The sequence below is a fragment of the Sphingobium sp. HWE2-09 genome, from assembly GCF_035989265.1.
Classification (GTDB): domain Bacteria; phylum Pseudomonadota; class Alphaproteobacteria; order Sphingomonadales; family Sphingomonadaceae; genus Sphingobium.
Map to the genome: position 1 here is coordinate 1117856 of NZ_JAYKZX010000003.1, position 20124 is coordinate 1137979.

General features: G+C 63.6%; 17 protein-coding genes and 2 pseudogenes. 14 read left to right on the top strand and 5 right to left on the bottom strand.

Going from position 1 to position 20124, the window contains the following annotated elements:
• Positions 1-28: 28 nt before the first annotated feature.
• Positions 29-1375, top strand: coding sequence for a glutathione-disulfide reductase (gene gorA / locus U5A89_RS10865; RefSeq protein ID WP_338161151.1), 1347 nt, complete (start codon positions 29-31; stop codon positions 1373-1375).
• Between the two features lie 87 nt (positions 1376-1462).
• Here the strand turns inward: gorA and U5A89_RS10870 are convergent, their stop codons facing one another.
• Positions 1463-2197: a 2OG-Fe dioxygenase family protein gene (locus tag U5A89_RS10870; RefSeq protein WP_338161152.1), complete on the bottom strand. Its 735-nt coding sequence runs from the start codon at positions 2195-2197 to the stop codon at positions 1463-1465.
• A gap of 172 nt (positions 2198-2369) precedes the next feature.
• Positions 2370-3148: pseudogene (locus tag U5A89_RS10875) on the bottom strand (SDR family NAD(P)-dependent oxidoreductase).
• Positions 3149-3250: 102 nt separating this feature from the next.
• Between U5A89_RS10875 and U5A89_RS10880 the strand changes: the two are divergent.
• From U5A89_RS10880 to U5A89_RS10890, 3 genes are read left to right on the top strand one after another with little or no spacing between them, the layout of a single operon-like run.
• On the top strand, positions 3251-4147 hold the full coding sequence (locus U5A89_RS10880; RefSeq protein ID WP_338161153.1) for a LysR family transcriptional regulator: 897 nt from the start codon (positions 3251-3253) through the stop codon (positions 4145-4147).
• Positions 4148-4202: 55 nt separating this feature from the next.
• A complete protein-coding gene (locus U5A89_RS10885; protein WP_338161154.1) occupies positions 4203-4481 on the top strand; it encodes a ribbon-helix-helix domain-containing protein in 279 nt (92 codons plus the stop codon).
• A 6-nt stretch (positions 4482-4487) separates the two neighbouring features.
• On the top strand, positions 4488-4796 hold the full coding sequence (locus U5A89_RS10890) for a type II toxin-antitoxin system RelE/ParE family toxin (protein ID WP_338161155.1): 309 nt from the start codon (positions 4488-4490) through the stop codon (positions 4794-4796).
• Positions 4797-4878: 82 nt separating this feature from the next.
• On the opposite strand, the gene U5A89_RS10895 is transcribed toward U5A89_RS10890, so the two are convergent.
• A complete protein-coding gene (locus U5A89_RS10895; RefSeq protein WP_338161156.1) occupies positions 4879-6294 on the bottom strand; it encodes a helix-turn-helix domain-containing protein in 1416 nt (471 codons plus the stop codon).
• Between the two features lie 217 nt (positions 6295-6511).
• Here U5A89_RS10895 and U5A89_RS10900 point away from each other — a divergent pair, with 217 nt between their 5' ends.
• From U5A89_RS10900 to U5A89_RS10930, 7 genes and pseudogenes are all read left to right on the top strand, one after another.
• Positions 6512-8044: an acyl-CoA carboxylase subunit beta gene (locus U5A89_RS10900; protein WP_338161157.1), complete on the top strand. Its 1533-nt coding sequence runs from the start codon at positions 6512-6514 to the stop codon at positions 8042-8044.
• A 109-nt stretch (positions 8045-8153) separates the two neighbouring features.
• Positions 8154-8476 (top strand): annotated as a pseudogene (locus U5A89_RS10905) (VOC family protein); the annotation flags it as partial.
• A gap of 239 nt (positions 8477-8715) precedes the next feature.
• Positions 8716-10869, top strand: a complete 2154-nt coding sequence (gene scpA / locus U5A89_RS10910; protein ID WP_338161158.1) for a methylmalonyl-CoA mutase — start codon at positions 8716-8718, stop codon at positions 10867-10869.
• Positions 10869-11882, top strand: a complete 1014-nt coding sequence (gene bioB / locus U5A89_RS10915; RefSeq protein WP_338161159.1) for a biotin synthase BioB — start codon at positions 10869-10871, stop codon at positions 11880-11882. The genes scpA and bioB overlap by 1 nt, the downstream gene beginning before the upstream one ends.
• Positions 11883-12236: 354 nt before the next feature.
• Positions 12237-14237 carry an acetyl/propionyl/methylcrotonyl-CoA carboxylase subunit alpha gene (locus U5A89_RS10920; RefSeq protein WP_338161160.1) on the top strand — a complete coding sequence of 667 codons (2001 nt, stop codon included), beginning with the start codon at positions 12237-12239 and terminating at the stop codon, positions 14235-14237.
• 105 nt (positions 14238-14342) lie between these two features.
• Complete coding sequence (locus tag U5A89_RS10925) at positions 14343-14714, top strand: tRNA-binding protein (RefSeq protein WP_338161161.1); 372 nt, start codon at positions 14343-14345, stop codon at positions 14712-14714.
• Positions 14715-14769: 55 nt separating this feature from the next.
• Positions 14770-14919 (top strand): DUF2256 domain-containing protein, encoded by a 150-nt coding sequence (locus U5A89_RS10930; RefSeq protein ID WP_338161162.1) that lies wholly within the window; start codon positions 14770-14772, stop codon positions 14917-14919.
• Between the two features lie 162 nt (positions 14920-15081).
• On the opposite strand, the gene U5A89_RS10935 is transcribed toward U5A89_RS10930, so the two are convergent.
• Entirely contained in the window at positions 15082-16254 is a 1173-nt protein-coding gene (locus U5A89_RS10935; RefSeq protein ID WP_338161163.1) for an acetyl-CoA C-acetyltransferase, read from the bottom strand.
• 47 nt (positions 16255-16301) lie between these two features.
• On the bottom strand, positions 16302-17390 hold the full coding sequence (locus U5A89_RS10940; protein WP_338161164.1) for an alpha/beta hydrolase: 1089 nt from the start codon (positions 17388-17390) through the stop codon (positions 16302-16304).
• On the opposite strand from U5A89_RS10940, the gene phaR reads away from it, so the two are divergent.
• The 3 genes from phaR (at position 17389) to proS (ending at position 20047) form a co-directional block, all read left to right on the top strand.
• Positions 17389-17997 carry a polyhydroxyalkanoate synthesis repressor PhaR gene (phaR, locus tag U5A89_RS10945; RefSeq protein ID WP_338161165.1) on the top strand — a complete coding sequence of 203 codons (609 nt, stop codon included), beginning with the start codon at positions 17389-17391 and terminating at the stop codon, positions 17995-17997. The two genes, U5A89_RS10940 and phaR, sit on opposite strands and share 2 nt — an antisense overlap.
• 3 nt (positions 17998-18000) lie before the next feature.
• Entirely contained in the window at positions 18001-18342 is a 342-nt protein-coding gene (locus tag U5A89_RS10950; protein WP_338161166.1) for a hypothetical protein, read from the top strand.
• Positions 18343-18520: 178 nt separating this feature from the next.
• On the top strand, positions 18521-20047 hold the full coding sequence (proS, locus tag U5A89_RS10955; protein ID WP_338161167.1) for a proline--tRNA ligase: 1527 nt from the start codon (positions 18521-18523) through the stop codon (positions 20045-20047).
• The last annotated feature ends 77 nt before the right edge of the window (positions 20048-20124 follow it).

A 20124-nucleotide genomic window follows, 5' to 3' on the forward strand; every position in this document is an offset into this window, starting at 1 on the left:
TCCGCGCCTACCTAATCGGAGGCCCGGCATGAGTGACTATGATTTCGACCTTTTCGTCATCGGTGCGGGATCGGGCGGCGTGCGGGCGTCGCGGGTGGCATCGGCGCACGGGGCGAAGGTTGCGGTGGCCGAGGAGTTCCGGGTGGGCGGCACCTGCGTCATTCGCGGCTGCGTGCCCAAGAAGCTGCTTATCTATGGCGCGCATTTCGCCGAGGATCTGAAGGACGCGCGCCGCTTCGGCTGGAACGTGCCGGATTGCGGGTTCGAATGGACCACGTTGCGCGACAATGTGCTGGCCGATGTCGATCGCCTGGAGGGGCTGTATGGCAATACGCTGGCCAGCCATAAGGTGGAAGTGATCCGCGAGCGCGCGGTTGTGACCGGGCCGCATGGCGTGAAGCTGGCGAGCGGGCGGGAAGTGACGGCGAAGGTGATCCTGGTCGCGACCGGCGCCTGGCCGGTGGTGCCGGAGCTGGAGGGCGCCGAACATGGCATCACCAGCAACGAAGTGTTCCATCTGGACGAGTGCCCATCGCGGATCGTGATCGTGGGTGGCGGCTATATCGCCAATGAGTTTGCCGGTATCTTCCATCAGTTCGGCAGCCATGTGACGATGGTCAATCGTGGGAGCGACCTGCTGCGCGGCTATGACGAGCAGATCCGCGACCGGCTGCTGCAGATTTCCATGACCAAGGGGATCAACTTCCGCTTCAACGCGCAGATGGAGCGGATCGAGAAGAATGAGGACGGGACGCTGTGCGTGCGGTTCAAGGATGGCGATCCGGTGGCGGCGGACGTGGTGCTGTTCGCCACCGGGCGCAAGGCCAATGTCGAGGGGCTGGGGCTGGAGACGGCCGGGGTCGAACTGACCGAGAAGGGCGCGATCAAGGTCGACGATTATAGCCAAACAAGCTGCGAGAGCATCTATGCCGTGGGCGATGTCACCGACCGACTGCAACTGACGCCGGTCGCCATTCGGGAAGGCCATGCCTTTGCCGATACGGTGTTCGGCGGCAACAAGCGCAAGGTGGATTATGGCTGCGTGCCGTCTGCCGTGTTCAGCCATCCGCCGCTCGCGGGCGTGGGGTTGACCGAAGCGCAGGCGAAGAACAAGTACGGAACCGTCAAGGTCTATACGTCCGACTTCCGCCCGATGAAGAATGTGCTGGCCGGGCGGAACGAGCGCGCGCTGTACAAGATGATCGTGGACGCGACGACGGAGAAGGTCATCGGGCTGCACATGATCGGGCCGGATGCGCCCGAGATATTGCAGGCCGCCGCGATCGCGGTGAAGGCGGGGCTGACCAAGCAGAATTTCGACGACACGGTGGCGCTGCATCCCAGTATGGCGGAAGAGTTGGTGTTGTTGAAGTAACGTGATCTCCTCCCCGGTACGGGGAGGTGGCTGGCCGCAGGCCAGACGGAGGGGGGGTGCCGTGTGGCGCCTCCCCTCCACCAATCGCTACGCGATCGGTCCCCCTCCCCGTGCCGGGGAGGAAAAAGTCACTACCAGCGCATCCCGCCAGGCGGGGTGCGCCGGGTTCACCGCGTGGATTGCCGTGACACCGTGCAGGATGCGATGATCGTCGATCAGCATCGTGTCGCCCGCCCCCGTCAGCGTGAATTCGCCCAGCGGCGTGCCGTCGGGCGCGCCGATGCGGGTGACGCCTTCGCGGACGTTGCGCCGTTCTACCAGCATCACCAGCACATGATCGACGCCGTCGCGGTGCATGCCCTCGGGCGTGGGGCGGCCGGTTTCGCCGGGTTTCGCTTCGATGCGGAACTGGTGCATTTCGACGTGCCAATCGCCTGAGCAGGCCGGATCGAAACTGTCGGCGCAGAAGGCGAAGATAGATTGCAGCGCCGGGTTGGCGACCGTGGCGTCCTCGACCGGATCGAACCAGCGCTGTACGTCGCCGTTGAGGGGGTTATAGTCGCGGCTTTGATAGTGGGGCTGGTGCGGCTTGCGGGTGAAGCGGCCCTTTTGGAGCGCGAAGGCGGCGTGGCGGCGACGGCGGTAGCGGCCGCCATCGGCCATATAGAGGTCGGGACCAAGATCGTTCCAGCTGGCGGCGAGGCTGTCCCAGTCGGATCGGGCGATGCCGAGTTGATCGAACAGCGCTGCGCCGGGGAGGCGGGCATAGCCGTCCCGGATCAAGGCGTGTTCGATTGGGGGCAGGCTGTCCGTGTCACTCATCTTCGCTTCCCTAATGGAGGCGTGAGACGAGCGACAGGGCCAGTTTCCGCAGGGTGGGTTTTCCAACACCTCGTTCGGTTCGAGCTTGTCGAGACCTGGCTGGGCGCGTTGTTCTCGACAGGCTCGAACCGAACGGAGGTGGGTGCGGGGGAAGGGTGCAGTCGGGAAGAACTCAGGCGATCGTTGGGATCATGCCGCCTTCGACACGGACGGCTGCGCCGTTGGTGGCGGCGGCGAGCGGGCTGGCGAGGTAAGCGACCATCGCGCCGACTTCGTCCGCTTCGATCAGGCGCTTGATGAGCGAGAGGGGGCGGCGCTTGGTGAAGAATTCGGCTTCGCGTTCCGCTTCCGATGCGTCCTTATTGTCCACAACGGAGCGGATGAACTCCACGATCCCTTCCGATCGCGTCGGGCCGGGGAGGACGCTGTTGACCGTCACGCCGGTGCCGCGCGTATGTTCGGCCAGGCCGCGCGAGATGGAGAGTTGGGCCGCCTTGGTCATGCCGTAATGGATCATCTCGGCGGGGGGAGCAGGCCGCTTTCGCTGGCGATGAAGAGGACGCGGCCCCAGTTGTTGGCGAGCATCCTGGGGAAATAGTGGCGGGAGAGGCGGGCGCCGCTGACGACATTAACTTCGAACAGGCGGTGCCAGTCTTCGTCGCTGATGTCGGCGAAATCCTTGGCTTCGTAAATGCCCAGATTGTTGATGAGGATGTCGGTCGCGGGAACCGCGGCGATCAGCGCGGCGGCGCCGTCGGCGGTGGCGGGATCGGCCAGGACGGCGTTGACGGGCAGGGCGATTTCGGCCGCCGCGGCGTCCAGCTTGGCCTGGCTGCGGCCGGTGATCGTGACGGCGACGCCCTCTTGCGCCAGGCGTTTGGCGATGGCGAGGCCGATGCCGGCGGTCGATCCAGTGACGATGGCGGTCTTGCCTTTAAGCTTCAGGTCCATGGTCTTTTCCCTTCAAATGAGACAGCGAGTTGGACAGTTATATGGACTTTTTGCGATTGATGATTAGATGGAACGTCATCATTTCAGAAGTGCATTGAAATCATGGATAACCGGTTCGGCGACGTCGAGACTTTCCTGATGGTGGCGGGCGAAGGCAGCTTTGCCGCCGCCGCCAAGGCTTTGAGATTGACGCCCTCGGCGGTGAGCCGCTCGATCGCGCGGCTGGAACAGCGGCTGGGCGTGGCGCTGGTCCGGCGGACGACGCGGTCGCTGGCACTGACGCGTGAGGGGCAGGTCTATCACGACAAGATGATCGCGATATTGGGCGATATGTTCGAGGCGGAGAGCAGCCTGCTGGCGGAAGGGCAGGGGCCGCGCGGGCTGCTGCGGATCAATGCGTCGCCTTCGTTCGGGATCGAATGTCTGATCCCGATCCTGCCGCGCTTTGGCGACTTGCATCCGGGCGTGACCGTGGACCTGACGCTGACCGATGCGGTGGTGGACCTGGTCGAGGAGCGTGCGGATATCGCGATCCGTATCGGGCCGCTGCGCGACACGCGGTTGCGCGCGAAGAAGCTGGGGCATAGCCGCATGGTGCTGGTCGCCAGCCCGGATTATCTGGCGCGGCGGGGGACGCCGGCGACACCGGACGATCTGGATGGGCATGATTGCCTGCGCTTCAGTTTCCGCCGGTCGGTGGATAGCTGGCCGTTCCGGGTCGGCGGCAAGCTGGTGCAGCGGCCGGTGCAGGGGCACTTCTTCGGCAATTCGGGCGAGGTGGTGCGGCGCATGGCGATCGCAGGCGGTGGCATTGCGCGGCACGGGCGCTTTCATGTGGCGAGCGATTTGCGCGAAGGGCGACTGGTCGAAGTGCTGGGCGATTATGATGCGGGGGACGGGGAGGATATTCACGCGCTGTATTCGGCGGAGGATCGCGGCGCGGCGCGGGTGCGGGCGTTTCTGGATTTTATGGAGGAGGCGTTGGTGGTGGAGGGGTGAGGGCGTTGCAACGTCGAGGCAATAGGATTAAATCCTATCGCAGGAGATATGAGCGATGCGATCCACCCAACAGTTCAGCGTGACATTGCCAAACGACATGGCAGCCGACGTGCGGGCCAAGGTTGCGTCAGGCGCTTATGCCAGCGAAAGCGAAGTCATTCGCGATGGATTGCGGGCGCTTCAGGCGCGTGAGCGCGCAGTCGAAAACTGGCTGAGTAATGTCGCTCTACCAGCCTATGACGCCTATCAAGCCGATCCGTCACGGGGCGTGTCGACTGACGAGGTGAGGGCTGGGCTTTCCGCCCGGCGGGATCGAGCGACCGCGCGCGACTGAACCAGGATGCATCGCATCGTCTTTACATCCGAGGCGCAGCATCAGATCAATGCGATCTACGATTATGTCGCACAGGCAGCTTCGCATAATATTGCCCGGCGCTTTACCGACGCAATCCTGTCCCATATCGATGGATTGGCGGATTATCCGTCGATCGGCACACCACGCAATGATGTGCGGCCGGGTTTGCGCACGTTGGTGCATCGCCGCCGGGTGACGATCGCCTTCATGGTCGAGGACCAAGCGGTCGTGGTCATCGGTTTCTATTATGGTGGGCAGGATTTCGCGACGTTATTGCGCGACGAAGGTCTTTAGCGGGAGCCTGGCTGACAGGGTGGGACTGGGTTCCCGCCTGCGCGGGAACACGTAGCTTTATGCACTGAGAAGGGTTCCGCTTTCACCCGATCCAGTAAGGCACGATCTGGCGGTTGTCCGGATCGACATGGATCGGGCGGTCGGCAGGCGGAAACGCGCGTTGGTCGCAGCTTTGGCGGGGGCAGAGGCGGCAGGTGATGCCGATGGGGGTGGCGGCGCCCTCCTCCGCCAGATGCAGGCCGTCGGCATAGACGAAGTTGGCGGCGTGGGCGGTTTCGCAGCCCAGGACGACGGCGAAGCGGCGGGGGGTGCGTTTGTAGCTGCCAGAGGGTTTCACCAGCCCCTTCGCCATCGACACGTAGCGCACGCCGTCGGGCGTTTCGCCCAGTTGCACATTGATGCGGTCGGGTACGGCGACGGCTTCATGGACGTTCCATAGCGGGCAGGCGCCGCCGAAGCGGGCGAATTGCAGGCGGGTGGCGCTGTGGCGTTTGGTGATGTTGCCCGCCATGTCGACCCGGCAGAAGAAGAAGGGGATGCCGCGCAGGCCGGGGCGTTGCAGGGTGGAGAGGCGATGGCAGGCCTGTTCGAAGCTGACGCCGAAGGTGCGGGCCAGCCGGTCGATATCGTGGCGCATCGCGCGGGCGGCTTCGCGGAAAGCGGCATAAGGCATGAGCAGTGCGCCTGCGGCATAATTGCCCAGGCCGATCGCCAGCAGCCGGTCGGCGCCGGGGACGGGCAGGGCGGCCCTGGTCACCACGTCCGCGATCACCGCCTGCCCCTCCAGCATCATGAGCTGGTGCGCGAGCATGAACTTGCGGCTTTCGGTGGGGAGGGCGGCGTTGATGAACAGCTTCTTCGTGCTGCTGGTGTAGGAGCGTAGCGCGCTGTCAGGGGTGTCGGCGATCAGCGTTTCGATGCCGTGGCGGCGGGCGAGCGCTTCGACCAGCATGCCTTCGTCCAGCGTCTGCCCGGCGGTGAAACTTTCGGCCATGTCTTCGGCCAGGCAGTCGATGGCGTGGACATAATTGCCCGCTTCGTGGAACCAGTCGCGCGCGGCCTCCCAGGGGAGGCGGGCCTGGACCTCATGATCGTTGGCGATCGCCTCCTCGATCATGTTGATGCGTTCGTTGGCGCGCATATGGGCGTTGTAGAGATCGACATAACGGGCGGCAAATTCGGGGAATTGCAGGTGAAGTTTCTCGATCCGTTCCGGCTCCATTTGCGTGCCGGGCAGTTCGGGGTGGCCGAGCGCATAGGTGAAGGCACCGAGAAGTTGCTCCTCCTCCCGACTGTCGAAGCTGGCCCAGTCGGTGGGAAAGGCGCTGGCGAGCGCGGCCTTGACCTTCGCGGTCAGGGGGCGATCATCATTTTCCATCTGGCTGAGATAAGAGACGGATATGCCCAGCGCCTGCGCCATGGTAGCTTGGTCCATGCGGTGGTCCAGGCGCAGTTGGCGCAGACGTGGGCCTGCGAAGATACGATTGCCGCGTGCCATATGGATTCCCCGCCTCATCTTCCCAGCGACGGCCGGGTCCAGTTCCATGGTCCGAACTGGACCCCGGCCTTCGCCGAGGCACGGAACGGCCTGTTGCCCGTTCCTAATTTGCGAAGTCGTGATTTGCAAATTAGCAAATTCGCATTTGCGAAAATTGGCAAAGATGGGAAGAGGGACGCTATAAGACGTCCGCGCCATAACCGGAGAAACCTGATCCATGTCGAAACTCGCCATCATCGAACAGCTCGAAGCCAAGCGCGAAGGCGCGCGGATGGGCGGCGGGCAGCGCCGCATCGATGCGCAGCACGCCAAGGGCAAGCTGACCGCGCGCGAGCGGCTGGACGTGCTGCTGGACGAGGACAGCTTCGAAGAGCTGGACATGTATGTCGAGCATAACTGCGTCGATTTCGGCATGGACGAAGCGCATATTCCGGGCGATGGCGTGGTCACCGGATCGGGCACGATCAACGGGCGGCTGGTGTTCGTGTTCAGCCAGGATTTCACCGTCTATGGCGGCGCGGTGTCGGAACGGCACGCGATGAAAATCTGCAAGATCATGGACATGGCGCTGAAGGTCGGCGCGCCGGTGATCGGCCTCAACGACAGCGGCGGCGCGCGCATTCAGGAAGGCGTGGCGTCGCTGGGCGGCTATGCGGAGATTTTCCAGCGCAACGTGCTGGCGTCCGGCGTGGTGCCGCAGATCAGCGTGATCATGGGGCCATGCGCGGGCGGCGCGGTCTATTCGCCCGCGATGACCGACTTCATCTTCATGGTGAAGGACAGCAGCTTCATGTTCGTGACCGGGCCGGATGTGGTCAAGACGGTGACGAACGAGGTGGTCACGCAGGAAGAACTGGGCGGTGCGGTGACGCATACGACCAAATCGGGCGTGGCGGACGTAGCGTTCGAGAATGATGTCGAGGCGCTGCTGGCGGTGCGCGATTTCGTGGATTTCCTGCCTGCGTCCAACAAGGAGCCGGTGCCGGAACGGCCGAGCGCGGATGCGTGGGACCGGATCGAACCGAGCCTGGACACGCTGATCCCGGCCAATGCTAACCAGCCCTATGATATGCATGAACTGATCCGCAAGGTGGTGGACGAGGGCGATTTCTTCGAGGTCCAGCCCGCCCATGCCGGGAACATCCTGTGCGGCTTTGGCCGGGTCGAGGGTAAGACAGTGGGCATCATCGCCAACCAGCCGATGGTGCTGGCGGGCGTGCTGGACATCAATTCATCGAAGAAGGCGGGTCGGTTCGTGCGTTTCTGCGACGCGTTCGAGATTCCGATCGTGACCTTCGTGGATGTGCCGGGCTTCCTGCCGGGCACCGCGCAGGAGCATAGCGGCATCATTAAACATGGCGCGAAACTGCTGTTCGCCTATGCCGAAGCAACCGTGCCCAAGATCACCGTCATTACGCGCAAGGCCTATGGCGGGGCGTATGACGTGATGTCGTCCAAGCATCTGCGCGGCGATTTGAACTATGCGTGGCCGACCGCCGAGATCGCGGTGATGGGCGCGAAGGGCGCGGTGGAGATCATCTTCCGCGGCAAGACCGCGGACGAGATCGCGGCGCGGACGGCGGAATATGAGGCGCGCTTCGCCAATCCGTTCGTGGCGGCGAGCAAGGGCTTTATCGACGAGGTGATCCAGCCGCATTCGACGCGCAAGCGGATCGCGCTGGGGCTGCGCAAGCTGCGCGGCAAGGCGCTGGAAAATCCGTGGAAGAAGCATGACAATATTCCGCTTTGACGGGCCGAAGGATCGTCATCCCAGCGAAGGCTGGGATCGCGTGCAGCCAAGTCAGGCCATGACGCCTGAGACCCCAGCCTTCGCTGGGGTGACGGATTAGGAAAGCGATATGAAACTTGGTCGGCTCAATCATATCGGCGTCGCCACGCCCAGCCTGGAAAAGAGCATCGCTTATTATCGCGATGTGATGGGAGCGACGATCGCGCATGAACCGTTCGACCTGCCCGCGCAGGGGGTGAAGGTGTGTTTTGTCGATACGCCGGGCGAGAATGGCCCAAATGGACCTACCGCCGGGACGCAGATCGAGCTGATCGAACCGCTGGGTGCGGACAGTCCGATCCATGGATTTATCGCCAAGAACCCGGCCGGGGGCAGCATCATATGTGCTATGAAGTGCCCGACATCCATGAGGCCAAGGCCTGGTTCGAGGCGAAGGGCGCGCGGGTGTTGGGCGAGCCGCGCATCGGGGCGCATGGGACGCTGATCTTCTTCGTGCATCCCAAGGATATGAACGGGGTGCTGACCGAGATTATGGAGACGCCCAAGGGCGAAACCGGACATTGATTTCGTCGTGCCGGACTTGATCCGGCATCCCGCTTTTTCAGACGGCGGGATGAAGACAGCGGGACCCCGGCTCAAGTCCGGGGTGACGACAGGGTAGGATAGAACGAATGACCGAGAAGCCGACACTGGACCAGTGGGCCGCCGCTGCCGCGAAGGAAGTGAAGGGCAAGGATTTGACGTGGGAGACCCCGGAGGGGATCGCCGTCAAGCCGCTTTACACGGCCGACGACGTGACGGTCGATCCGGGTCTGCCGGGCTTTGCGCCGTTCACGCGCGGGGTGCGAGCGTCCATGTATGCGGGGCGGCCGTGGACGGTGCGGCAATATGCGGGCTTTTCGACGGCGGAGGAATCCAACGCCTTCTATCGGCGCAATCTGGCGGCGGGGCAGAAGGGGCTGAGCGTCGCGTTCGACCTCGCCACCCATCGCGGTTATGACAGCGACCATCCGCGCGTCACCGGCGACGTGGGCAAGGCAGGCGTGGCGATCGACACGATCGAGGATATGAAGATCCTGTTCGACGGGATTCCGCTCGACAAGATGTCGGTATCCATGACGATGAACGGTGCGGTGATCCCGATCCTGGCCTTCTTCATCGTGGCGGGCGAAGAGCAGGGCGTCGATCGCAAGCTGCTCGACGGGACCATCCAGAACGACATCCTCAAGGAGTTCATGGTCCGCAACACCTATATCTACCCGCCCGAACCGTCGATGCGGATCATCAGCGACATTTTCGGCTACACGTCGCGCGAGATGCCCAAGTTCAACAGCATCTCCATTTCCGGCTATCATATGCAGGAAGCGGGCGCGACGCAGGTGCAGGAACTGGCCTTCACCATCGCGGACGGCATGGAATATGTGAAATATGGCGTGGCGAGTGGCCTCGACATCGACAAGTTCGCCGGGCGGCTGAGCTTCTTCTTCGCGATCGGCATGAACTTCTTCATGGAGATCGCCAAGCTGCGCGCGGCGCGGGTGTTGTGGCACCGGGCGATGACGACGCTGGGCGCGCAGGACGAACGGTCCAAGATGCTGCGCACCCATTGCCAGACGTCGGGCGTGTCGCTGACCGAGCAAGACCCGTACAACAACGTCATGCGCACCACGATCGAGGCGATGGCCGCGATGCTGGGCGGCACGCAATCGCTGCACACCAATGCGCTGGATGAGGCGATCGCGTTGCCCACCGATTTTTCCGCCCGGATCGCGCGCAATACGCAGATCGTGATCCAGGAAGAAACCGGCATGACCAAGGTGGTCGATCCGCTGGGCGGCTCCTATTATGTCGAGGCGCTGACCCAGGAACTGGTCGATGCGGCGCAAGCCATCATCGACAAGGTGCAGGCCGATGGCGGCATGGCGAAGGCCGTGGCGGCCGGCTGGCCCAAGGCGATGATCGAAACGGCGGCGGCGGCGCGACAGGCGCGCGTGGACCGCGGCGACGATGTGATCGTGGGCGTCAACAAATATCGGCTGGCGAACGAGGATCTGCTCGAAACGCTGGACATCGACAATGCCAAGGTGCGCGAAGGCCAGATTGCCCGGATCAACCGGGTGAAGGCGGAGCGCGACGATGCGGCGTGCCAGGCGGCATTGCAGGCGTTGCGCGATGGCGCGGCGGCGCCCGCGAGCATCGAGAACAACCTGTTGGCCCTGGCTGTCGAATGCGCGCGGGCGCGGGCGACGCTGGGCGAGATTTCTTCCGCGATGGAGGAGAGCTTCGACCGTTATGGCACGCAGCCGACGCCGGTGAAGGGCGTCTATGGCGCGCCTTATGCAGGCGATAGCCGCTGGCAACAGGTTCTTGACGGCGTGCAGGCCGTCGAGCGGCGCCTCGGTCGCAAGCCCAAATTGCTCGTCGCCAAGATGGGGCAGGATGGGCACGACCGGGGCGCCAATATCATCGCATCGGCCTTTGGCGATATGGGGTTTGACGTCGTGTCCGGGCCGCTGTTCCAGACGCCCGATGAAACGGTGGTGCTGGCGTTGCAGAGCGATGTCGATGTGGTGGGTGCGTCGTCGCTGGCGGCGGGGCACAAGACGCTGATCCCCGAACTGGTCGCCAAGCTGCGCGAGGCGGGGCGGACGGACATCAAGGTGATCGCGGGCGGCGTCATCCCGCCGCAGGATTACGACTTCCTTCGTGACGCGGGGGTTCAGGGCATTTATGGACCGGGGTCCAACGTCGTGGAGTGCGCCGCCGATGTGCTGCGCCTGCTCGGCCACAACATGCCCCCTGCAGGGATCGAGGAAGCTGCGTAATGACCACCCCGTCCACCCTTACCGCCCGCACCGACTGGACCCGCGAAGACATCGCTGCGCTGTTCGACCTGCCGTTCAACGATCTGATGTTCGAGGCGCAGTCGATCCATCGCGCGAATTTCCCGCGCAATGAGGTGCAGCTGTCGACTTTGCTGTCGATCAAGACCGGCGGGTGCCCGGAGGATTGCGGCTATTGCAACCAGTCGGCTTCGGCGGAAAGCGGCTTGAAGGCTGAAAAGCTGATGAGCGTGCAGGCGGTGATGCAGGCGGCGGCGCAGGCGAAGGACGCCGGGTCTTCGCGCTTCTGCATGGGTGCGGCGTGGCGTAACCCCAAGGAGCGGGACATGCCCGCCATCGTCCAGATGGTGCAGGGCGTGCGCCAGATGGGCATGGAAACCTGCATGACGCTAGGGATGCTGAGCGAAGGGCAGGCGAAGACCTTGGCCGATGCGGGGTTGGATTATTACAACCATAATATCGACACCTCGCCCGAACATTATGAGAAGGTGATCACGACGCGGACGTTCGACGACCGGCTGGAAACGCTGGAGAATGTCCGTAATTCGGGGATCAACGTCTGTTCCGGCGGGATCGTGGGCATGGGCGAGACGCGCGAGGATCGGGTCGGCTTCCTGCATGCGCTGGCGGTGTTGCCGCAACATCCGCAGAGCGTGCCGATCAACGCGCTGGTGCCGGTGAAGGGCACGGTGCTGGGCGATATGCTGGCTGATACGCCTTTGGCTAAGATCGATGAGATCGAATTTGTGCGGACGGTGGCGGTCGCGCGGATCGTGATGCCGGAGTCGATGGTGCGGTTGTCGGCGGGGCGCGAGAGCATGTCGGATGCGTGCCAGGCTTTGTGCTTCATGGCGGGTGCGAACAGCATCTTTACCGGGGACAAGCTGCTGACCACGGCGAATGCGGGCGACAATGCGGATGCGGCTCTGTTTGCTAAGCTGGGCGTAGTGCCGATGCAGGCTGAGGTGAAGGTTGCGATGGAGGCGGCTGAGTGAGTTTCTCTCCCACCTTCGTCACCCCGGACTTGATCCGGGGTCTCGCTGTTCTTCTGGCGCGGTGTTGGAAGAAAGCGGGATGCCGGATCAAGTCCGGCATGACGATAGTGGACAGGTGTGAAGTGCAATTATGCGATTGATTGGCAGGGTAGTTCTAATCCTTGTTTTTGGATCGCTTCTGAATGCTGCAATTGCGTTTGTTTCCGGCATGTTTTGGTGGGGGCAATGCCTCCTCTTTGAACGTGGTCGCGATCCCTATTGGTGCCGGTTTCTGCCGGTATTTTTGTTTATCTTATGGGTGACCTGTCTTGCTCTGGCAGCATGGGTTATCCGCCGACTAGGAAAGCGTGCATAATGCCAATCACCAAGATCCTGATCGCGAACCGTGGCGAGATTGCGTGTCGTGTCATGCGCACGGCCAAGAAGATGGGCATCAAGACCGTCGCGGTCTATTCCGATGCCGATGCGCGGGCGCCGCATGTGCTGATGGCGGATGAGGCGGTGCATATCGGCCCTTCGCCCGCGGCGCAGTCCTATCTGATCGCCGACAAGATCATTGCGGCGTGCAAGCAGACCGGCGCGGATGCGGTGCATCCGGGCTATGGTTTCCTGTCGGAACGCGAGAGTTTCCGCAAGGCGCTGGACGCGGAGGGGATCATCTTCGTCGGACCGCCCGCCAATGCGATCGCGGCGATGGGCGACAAGATCGAGTCCAAGAAGCTGGCGCTGGAAGCGGGCGTCAACGTCGTGCCGGGCTTCGTCGGCGTGATCGACGATACCGAACATGCCGTGCGCATCTCGAACGAGATCGGCTATCCGGTGATGATGAAGGCGTCGGCGGGCGGCGGCGGCAAGGGGATGCGGCTCGCCTATTCCGAGCAGGATGTCCGCGAAGGCTTCGAGGCGACCAAGCGCGAAGGGCTGGCCAGCTTCGGCGACGACCGAGTGTTCATCGAGAAGTTCATCGAAAGCCCGCGCCATATCGAAATTCAGGTGCTGGGCGACCAGCATGGCAATATCGTGTACCTCAACGAACGCGAATGTTCGATCCAGCGCCGCCACCAGAAGGTGGTCGAGGAAGCGCCGTCGCCCTTCGTGTCGCCGGAGATGCGCAAGAAGATGGGCGAGCAGTGCGTCGCTCTAGCCCGCGCGGTCGGCTATTTCAGCGCGGGGACGGTCGAACTGATCGTGTCGGGCGAGGACAAGACCGGGGACGGTTTCTACTTCCTGGAAATGAACACCCGGTTGCAGGTCGAGCATCCCGTCACCGAGGAAATCACCGGCGTCGATCTGGTCGAGCAGATGATCCGTGTCGCCAATGGCGAGGCGCTGTCGTTCGGACAGGCGGACGTGAAGATCAACGGCTGGGCGATCGAGAACCGCGTCTATGCCGAAGACCCCTATCGCGGTTTCCTGCCGTCCACCGGTCGGCTGATCCGCTATAATCCGCCGGAAACCGGCGCGGATGAAAGCGGCGCGCTGATCCGCGTCGATGACGGCGTGGAAGAGGGCGGCGAAGTGTCTATGTTCTACGACCCGATGATCGCCAAGCTGATCACCTGGGCGCCGACGCGGCTGGAGGCGATCGACAAGCAGATCGAGGCGCTCGACAAGTTCGAGATCGAGGGGCCGGGGCATAATATCGATTTCGTATCCGCGCTGATGCAGCATGAACGGTTCCGGTCGGGCAATATCACGACCGGCTTTATCGCGGAGGAATATCCCGACGGGTTCCAAGGCGCGCCTGCGTCGCCGGAATTGCTCAAGCGGCTGTCGGCGATCGGGGCGTTTGCCGCGATGGCACAGGCGGATCGGGCGCGGCGGATCGAAGGGCAACTAGGCAAGCGCCTGGCCCCGCCGACCGACTGGCAGGTCAAGATTGGCGACGCCATTCATGATGTCGTGATCGATGGCGATGAAGTGACGGTCGATGGCGATGCGATCGACATGGCGCTGGAATATACGCCGGGCGATCGGCTGATCGAGGCGGAGTTTGGCGACGATGATCTGGCGGTGCGGATCGCGCCGGTGCGGTCGGGCTTTGTGCTGACGGCGCATGGGGCCAGCCATAAGCTGCGCATCCTGCCGGGCCATGCCGCGCCGCACGCGCGTCATATGATCGAAAAAATCCCGCCGGACCTGTCGCGCTTCCTGATCTGCCCGATGCCTGGCCTGCTGGTCGCGCTGCATGTGGCGGAGGGCGACAAGGTCGAGGCCGGGCAGCCGCTCGCGGTGATCGAGGCGATGAAGATGGAAAATATTCTGCGCGCGCAGAAGGCGGGTACGGTCAAGAGCGTGTCGGCGGCGCAGGGCGAAAGTCTGGCGGTGGACGCGGTGATATTGGAAATGGAATAGCGATGTCGTTCTCCGGCGAAAGCCGGAGTCCAGGGTCATGCGCGCGGCGTCTGGACCCCTGGGCTCCGGCTTTCGCCGGAGAACTGTTTTGGCTAGGGAAGGGTCATGCACCTCTCCCACGACCCCGCTGCCACCGCGGCACCCATGATCAACTTCGACGATTTCCTGAAGGTGGATATTCGCGTCGGTACGATCCTGTCGGCCGACGCCTATCCCGAGGCGCGCAAGCCGGCCTATAAGCTATTGATCGATTTCGGCCCGGGGATCGGGCAGAAGCGGTCGGCGGCGCAAATCACCGATCATTATGCTTTGGAAGACTTGCCCGGGCGGCAGGTGGCGGCTGTGGTCAATTTTCCGCCGCGCCAGATTGGGAAATTTATGTCGGAGGTTTTGACGTTGGGCTTTGCCGATGCGGCGGGCGCGGTGGTGCTGATGGCGCCGGACGGTCCGGTTCCGAACGGAGCGCGGTTGTGCTGATGCGGGTCGCCTTGATACGCGGCAGGTTGCTCAGCCGGATCGGAAGCTGACCCTCATGCCACGCGGCGTTGCCAAACGGGATTTGCCCACCAAGACCTGCCCGGTCTGCCAGCGCCCTTTTGCCTGGCGGAAGAAGTGGGAGCGGGACTGGGAGAATGTGGTTTACTGTTCCGACCGGTGCCGGGGTGGTGCCAAAAAGGGCTGATGTCGGGCTGCGTTGACGCTCGGCGTGCTGCGGTTCAGTTGCGGCGTCGGGACTGGGCCCCGGCCTTCGCCGGGGAACAGCGATCATCATCCCCCTTGGTATCAACATGAAAAAAGCCGCCGCTCCATGGGGAGCGGCGGCTTTTGTTGTTTCAGCGGACGATCAGCGTTCGATGCACATGGCGACGCCCATGCCGCCGCCGATGCAGAGGGTGGCAAGACCCTTTTTGGCGTCGCGCTTAGCCATTTCGTAGAGCAGGGTGGTCAGCACACGCGCGCCCGACGCGCCGATCGGATGGCCGATGGCGATCGCGCCGCCATTGACGTTGACCTTGTCCGCGTCCCAGCCCAGTTCCTGACCGACAGACAGCGCCTGCGCGGCGAAGGCTTCGTTCGCTTCGATGAGGTCTAGGTCGGCGATCGACCAGCCTGCCTTGGCGAGCGCCTTGCGGCTGGCAGGGGCCGGGCCGATGCCCATGATCGCCGGATCGACGCCGCAGGTCGCGAACCCGGCAATACGGCCAAGGATTGTCGCGCCGCGCTTGGCGGCATCATCGGCGCTCATCAGCACCAGGGCGGCGGCGCCGTCGTTGAGGCCACTGGCATTGCCGGCGGTGACGGTGCCGTCCTTCTTGAAGGCGGGGCGCAGCGCCTGCATCCCTTCGATCGTCGCACCGGCACGGATATATTCGTCCTGATCGACGATGGTGTCGCCCTTGCGCCCCTTGATCGTGACCGGCACGATTTCGTCGGCGAAGCGGCCGCTGGCGCGGGCGGCTTCGGCCTTGTTCTGGCTGGCGACGGCAAAGGCGTCCTGCGCGTCGCGGCTGATCTGATATTTTTCCGCCAGATTTTCAGCCGTAATGCCCATGTGATAATTGTTAAAGGCGTCGGTCAGGCCGTCATGGATCATGGTGTCGACCAGCGAGACATTGCCCATCTTGCTGCCCGCGCGCAGATATTGCGCATGGGGGGCGAGCGACATGCTTTCCTGGCCGCCTGCGACCATGATGCTGGCGTCACCCGCGCGGATCGCCTGCGCCGCCAGCGCGACCGAGCGCAGGCCTGAGCCGCAGAGCTGATTGAGGCCGATGGCGGTGCGTTCCACCGGGATGCCCGCGTTCACCGCAGCTTGGCGGGCGGGGTTCTGCCCCTGCGCAGCGGTGAGCACCTGGCCGAGAATCACTTCATCGACTTCATCAGGCGCGACGCCAGCCTGAGCGAGAGCGGCGATGATCGCCTGACGCCCCAGTTCATGCGCGGGGGTCGAACCGAATGCACCCATGAAGCTGCCCACGGCGGTACGCTTCGCGGCGGTAATCACGATGTCTGACAAAGCCTGATCCTCAATATCGGTGGTTGTTTTCGCAGGCGCACATAACATCAACCGCCGTGAGTGGAAAGCCAGTGGGAGAGCGGTTCCCACAGCATGGCGCGGGCGCGACCGCCCACGACCATGCCGACATGGCCGAGCGCGAGGCTGCGTTCTTCGCGAAGGCGCGGACCGGCTGCGGCGGGGACGATGCGGTCGCTGGTGGAGGTGATCGACAGGGTCGGGCGGTCGATCGCGGACGGATCGACCATGCGTCCGTCGATATGCCATCGGCCAGCGCCGGTCCTGTTGGCGGCGTAGAAATGATCGAACAGGTCGCGGCCTGCTGCATAGCTGAGCGGTGCGCCTTGATTGGCCCAATCCTCGACCGCCAGAAAGGCGTGTTCGGCGTCCGATCCGGGCGTGGCGTCGGCGAAGGCGGCATATTTACCGATGGTGCGCGCTGGGTCCATCGCCCAGAAGCCCGATTGCAGCACCTCCATGGGGACATAGCCGATACGCTCGCTCATCGCCTTTGCGCCGCGCCACAGGGACGCGATCAACTCCAGGTCGGGCGCGGGGAAAGCGTCGAACCGCCAGGGGGCGGCGATGGTGGCGACGGCGGGAAGAGGCCGCAATGCTGCGGCCCCCAGCGCCAGAGTGCCGCCCAGGCAATAGCCGACGAGCATCGGCGGGCGGGACAGGGCGGCAAGCAGCGGCAAGAGGCGATCGGTGACGTGGCCGTCAAGGCCGAGCGCTGCGTCGTCTGGCCCGGGCGCGCCCCAGTCGACCAGATGCGCATCATGCCCTGCTGCAGCCATGTGGCGCAGCAAGGATCGGCTTTCAGACAGGTCGAGCACGCGTGGGGGATTGATGAGCGAGGGCACGAAAACCACCGGATGAAGGCCATTGTCGGCGCCATGCTGCAGCAAACGGGCCGGTCCGGCGGTGGCGACGACGCGGGCCGCCGGTGGGGGTGGCGGGCGCAGCGCGTCCTGATATTTGCGCAAGCCGATGAAGGCGCGGCGTCTCAGTTCAGGATCGCCTTCCGTTTCGCGCCATAAAATATTGAGAAAAAGGGGTAAAGGCCGCGGCCCATGTTGCGGTGCGGCATCGCCCTGTGCTATTGCAATATGATCAGGTGTGGGAGAGGAATCCATGGCCAAGTCCAAGACCGCCAATGAATCGGAGCCGGTCGTTATCAAGAAGTACGCCAACAGGCGGCTCTATAATACCGAAACTTCAAGCTATATCACGCTGGATCTTTTGTCGCAGATGACGCGCGAAGGCCGCGAGTTCACCGTAGTGGACGCCAAGAGCGGCGAGGACATCACGCATAACGTCCTGACCCAGATCATCATGGAAGAAGAGCAGCGCGGCAAGAACATGCTGCCGGTCAATTTCCTGCGTCAGCTGATTTCCATGTATGGGGATTCGATGCAGTCGATGGTGCCGCAATATCTGGAAGCGTCGATGGATGCGTTCCGCAAAAACCAGCAGCAATTCCAGGAAGCGATGAAAGGCGCGTTCGGCGGCGGCCCGCTGGCCGACATCGCCAAGCGCAACATGCAGATGTTCGAAGCGGCGGCCAGCGCGTTCGGCAATGGCGTGCCGGGCATGCCCGGGATGCCGGGTATCCCCGGCATGACGCCGCCGGTCGCGCCGAATGCCGCTCCGGCGGCGGCCGATGGCAGCAAGGACGAAGAGATTAGCGACCTCAAGGCGCAACTGGCCGCGCTCAATGCCAAGATCGACAAGCTGACCTGATCGATGGCGAAGGCGGATCGTCTGGAGCGGCTGGACGTCCGCCGCGAAGAGGTGGAGAGCGAATATCGCGAGGCGCTGATCGCGGCGCTGCGCGTGACGGCGGGCGGCCAATGGGGGCTGTTCGACCATCAGAAGGACAAGGTCGCGCGGACCCGCGCCGCACCGGTTGTTGCGGCGCTGGACGAGCTGGCCGACGAGATCGACGCGATGCGCGACACGCTGGGGCTGGAGCCGTTCGATCTGCACCAGCGTTTCATGGCGGCGCGCGGCCCGGCGGCGGCCGATGCGGTGGGCGAACCCAAACAGGCGAAGGCCTGGCTGGAGGAACTGGGCGCGGCTGACTAGAGCCTGGCGTTAGGTCGATCCCCCTGTTCCATTCGTTTTGTGCGAAGCGAACGGGTGCAAGTCAACTCCGCCTGCTCTAAGCGACCCTTCGCTGTGGCATCAAGGGGTCGACAGGCATGGCGGCTCTGGCCTATGGCGCGCCATTCATCTTTCCCGACTTAGCCAAGGTTCGATCCCCGTGAAGCACGCCCTTAACGTCACCCGCGAACAGGATTTTTCCGCCTGGTATCAGGCCGTCATTTCGGAGGCCGACATGGCCGAGGAAAGCGGCGTGCGCGGTTGCATGGTCATTCGCCCATGGGGCTATGGCATCTGGGAACGGATCCAGAAATTGCTGGACGAGCAGATCAAGGCGACCGGCCATGAGAATTGCTATTTCCCGCTGTTCATTCCGCTGAGCTATTTCGAGAAGGAAGCCGAGCATGTCGACGGCTTTGCCAAGGAAATGGCGGTGGTCACCCATCACCGGCTGATCCAGAAGGACGGCAAGCTGGTGCCCGATCCCGAAGCGAAGCTGGAAGAACCGCTGGTCGTGCGGCCGACGTCTGAAACTGTGATCGGCGCGGCGTTCAGTCGCTGGGTGCAGAGTTGGCGCGACCTGCCGGTGCTGATCAACCAGTGGGCCAATGTCGTCCGCTGGGAAATGCGCACGCGCATGTTCCTGCGCACCGCCGAATTCCTGTGGCAGGAAGGGCATACCGCCCACGCCACCGTGGACGAGGCGATGGAAGAGACGCTCAAGATGCTGGAAGTCTATCGCGCCTTTGCGGAGGATTGCGTCGGTATTCCGGTCGTCGCAGGCGAAAAGCCGGAGAATGAACGCTTCCCCGGCGCGGTCGCGACCTATTCGATCGAAGCGATGATGCAGGACGGCAAGGCGTTGCAGGCGGGCACGTCGCATTTCCTGGGCACGACCTTTTCGGCGGCGCAGGGGATCAAGTTCCAGAATGCCGAGGGACAACAGGAATTGGCGCAGACGACCAGCTGGGGCGTATCGACCCGGATGATCGGCGGCCTGATCATGGTGCATGGCGACGATGACGGGCTGCGCGTGCCGCCGCGCGTCGCGCCCTATCAGATCGTCGTCGTGCCGATGTTGCGCGACAATGACGAAGATGCGGCGATCCTGGACTATTGCGGCGAACTGGTCGCGTCGCTGAACGCACTGGATGTGTTTCGCGAGCCGGTGCGTGCGCTGCTGGACAAGCGGCCCGCCAAGGCGGCGACGAAGCGCTGGGGCTGGGTCAAGAAGGGCGCGCCGATCGTGATCGAAGTGGGCGGGCGTGACGTGGCAGGCGGCAATGTGTCGGTGATCCGGCGCGACCGGCTGTATCGCGAGGATGGCAAGCTGGACAGCCAGGTCGTTGCGAAGGGCGATTTCGTGGCAAGCGCGACGGCCACGCTGGAGGCTATCCAGGCGTCGCTGTTCGCGGACGCCAAGGGGCGGCTGGACGGCAGCATCGACCGGTCGATCGGCGATATCGATGCGCTCAAGGCCTATTTCAACGCCAGCGCCAAGCCGGGCTGGGCGGAAGTGCAATGGGCCAAGCCGACCGGCGAGGCGCTGGAGAAGGTGGTGCAGTGGCTGAAGGGCGAGAAGCTGACGCTGCGCAACGTGCCGCTGGATGCCAAGGCGGCAGATGGCGTGTGCGTGTTCACCGGCGCGGCGGCGGTCGAGCGGGTGCTGGTGGGGCGCTCCTACTGACCTACTGACTTTTAATCAGTTGTCCGTTCGTTTCGAGCGAAGTCGAGAAACGCAAGCACTGCGCTATCGGCTTCTCG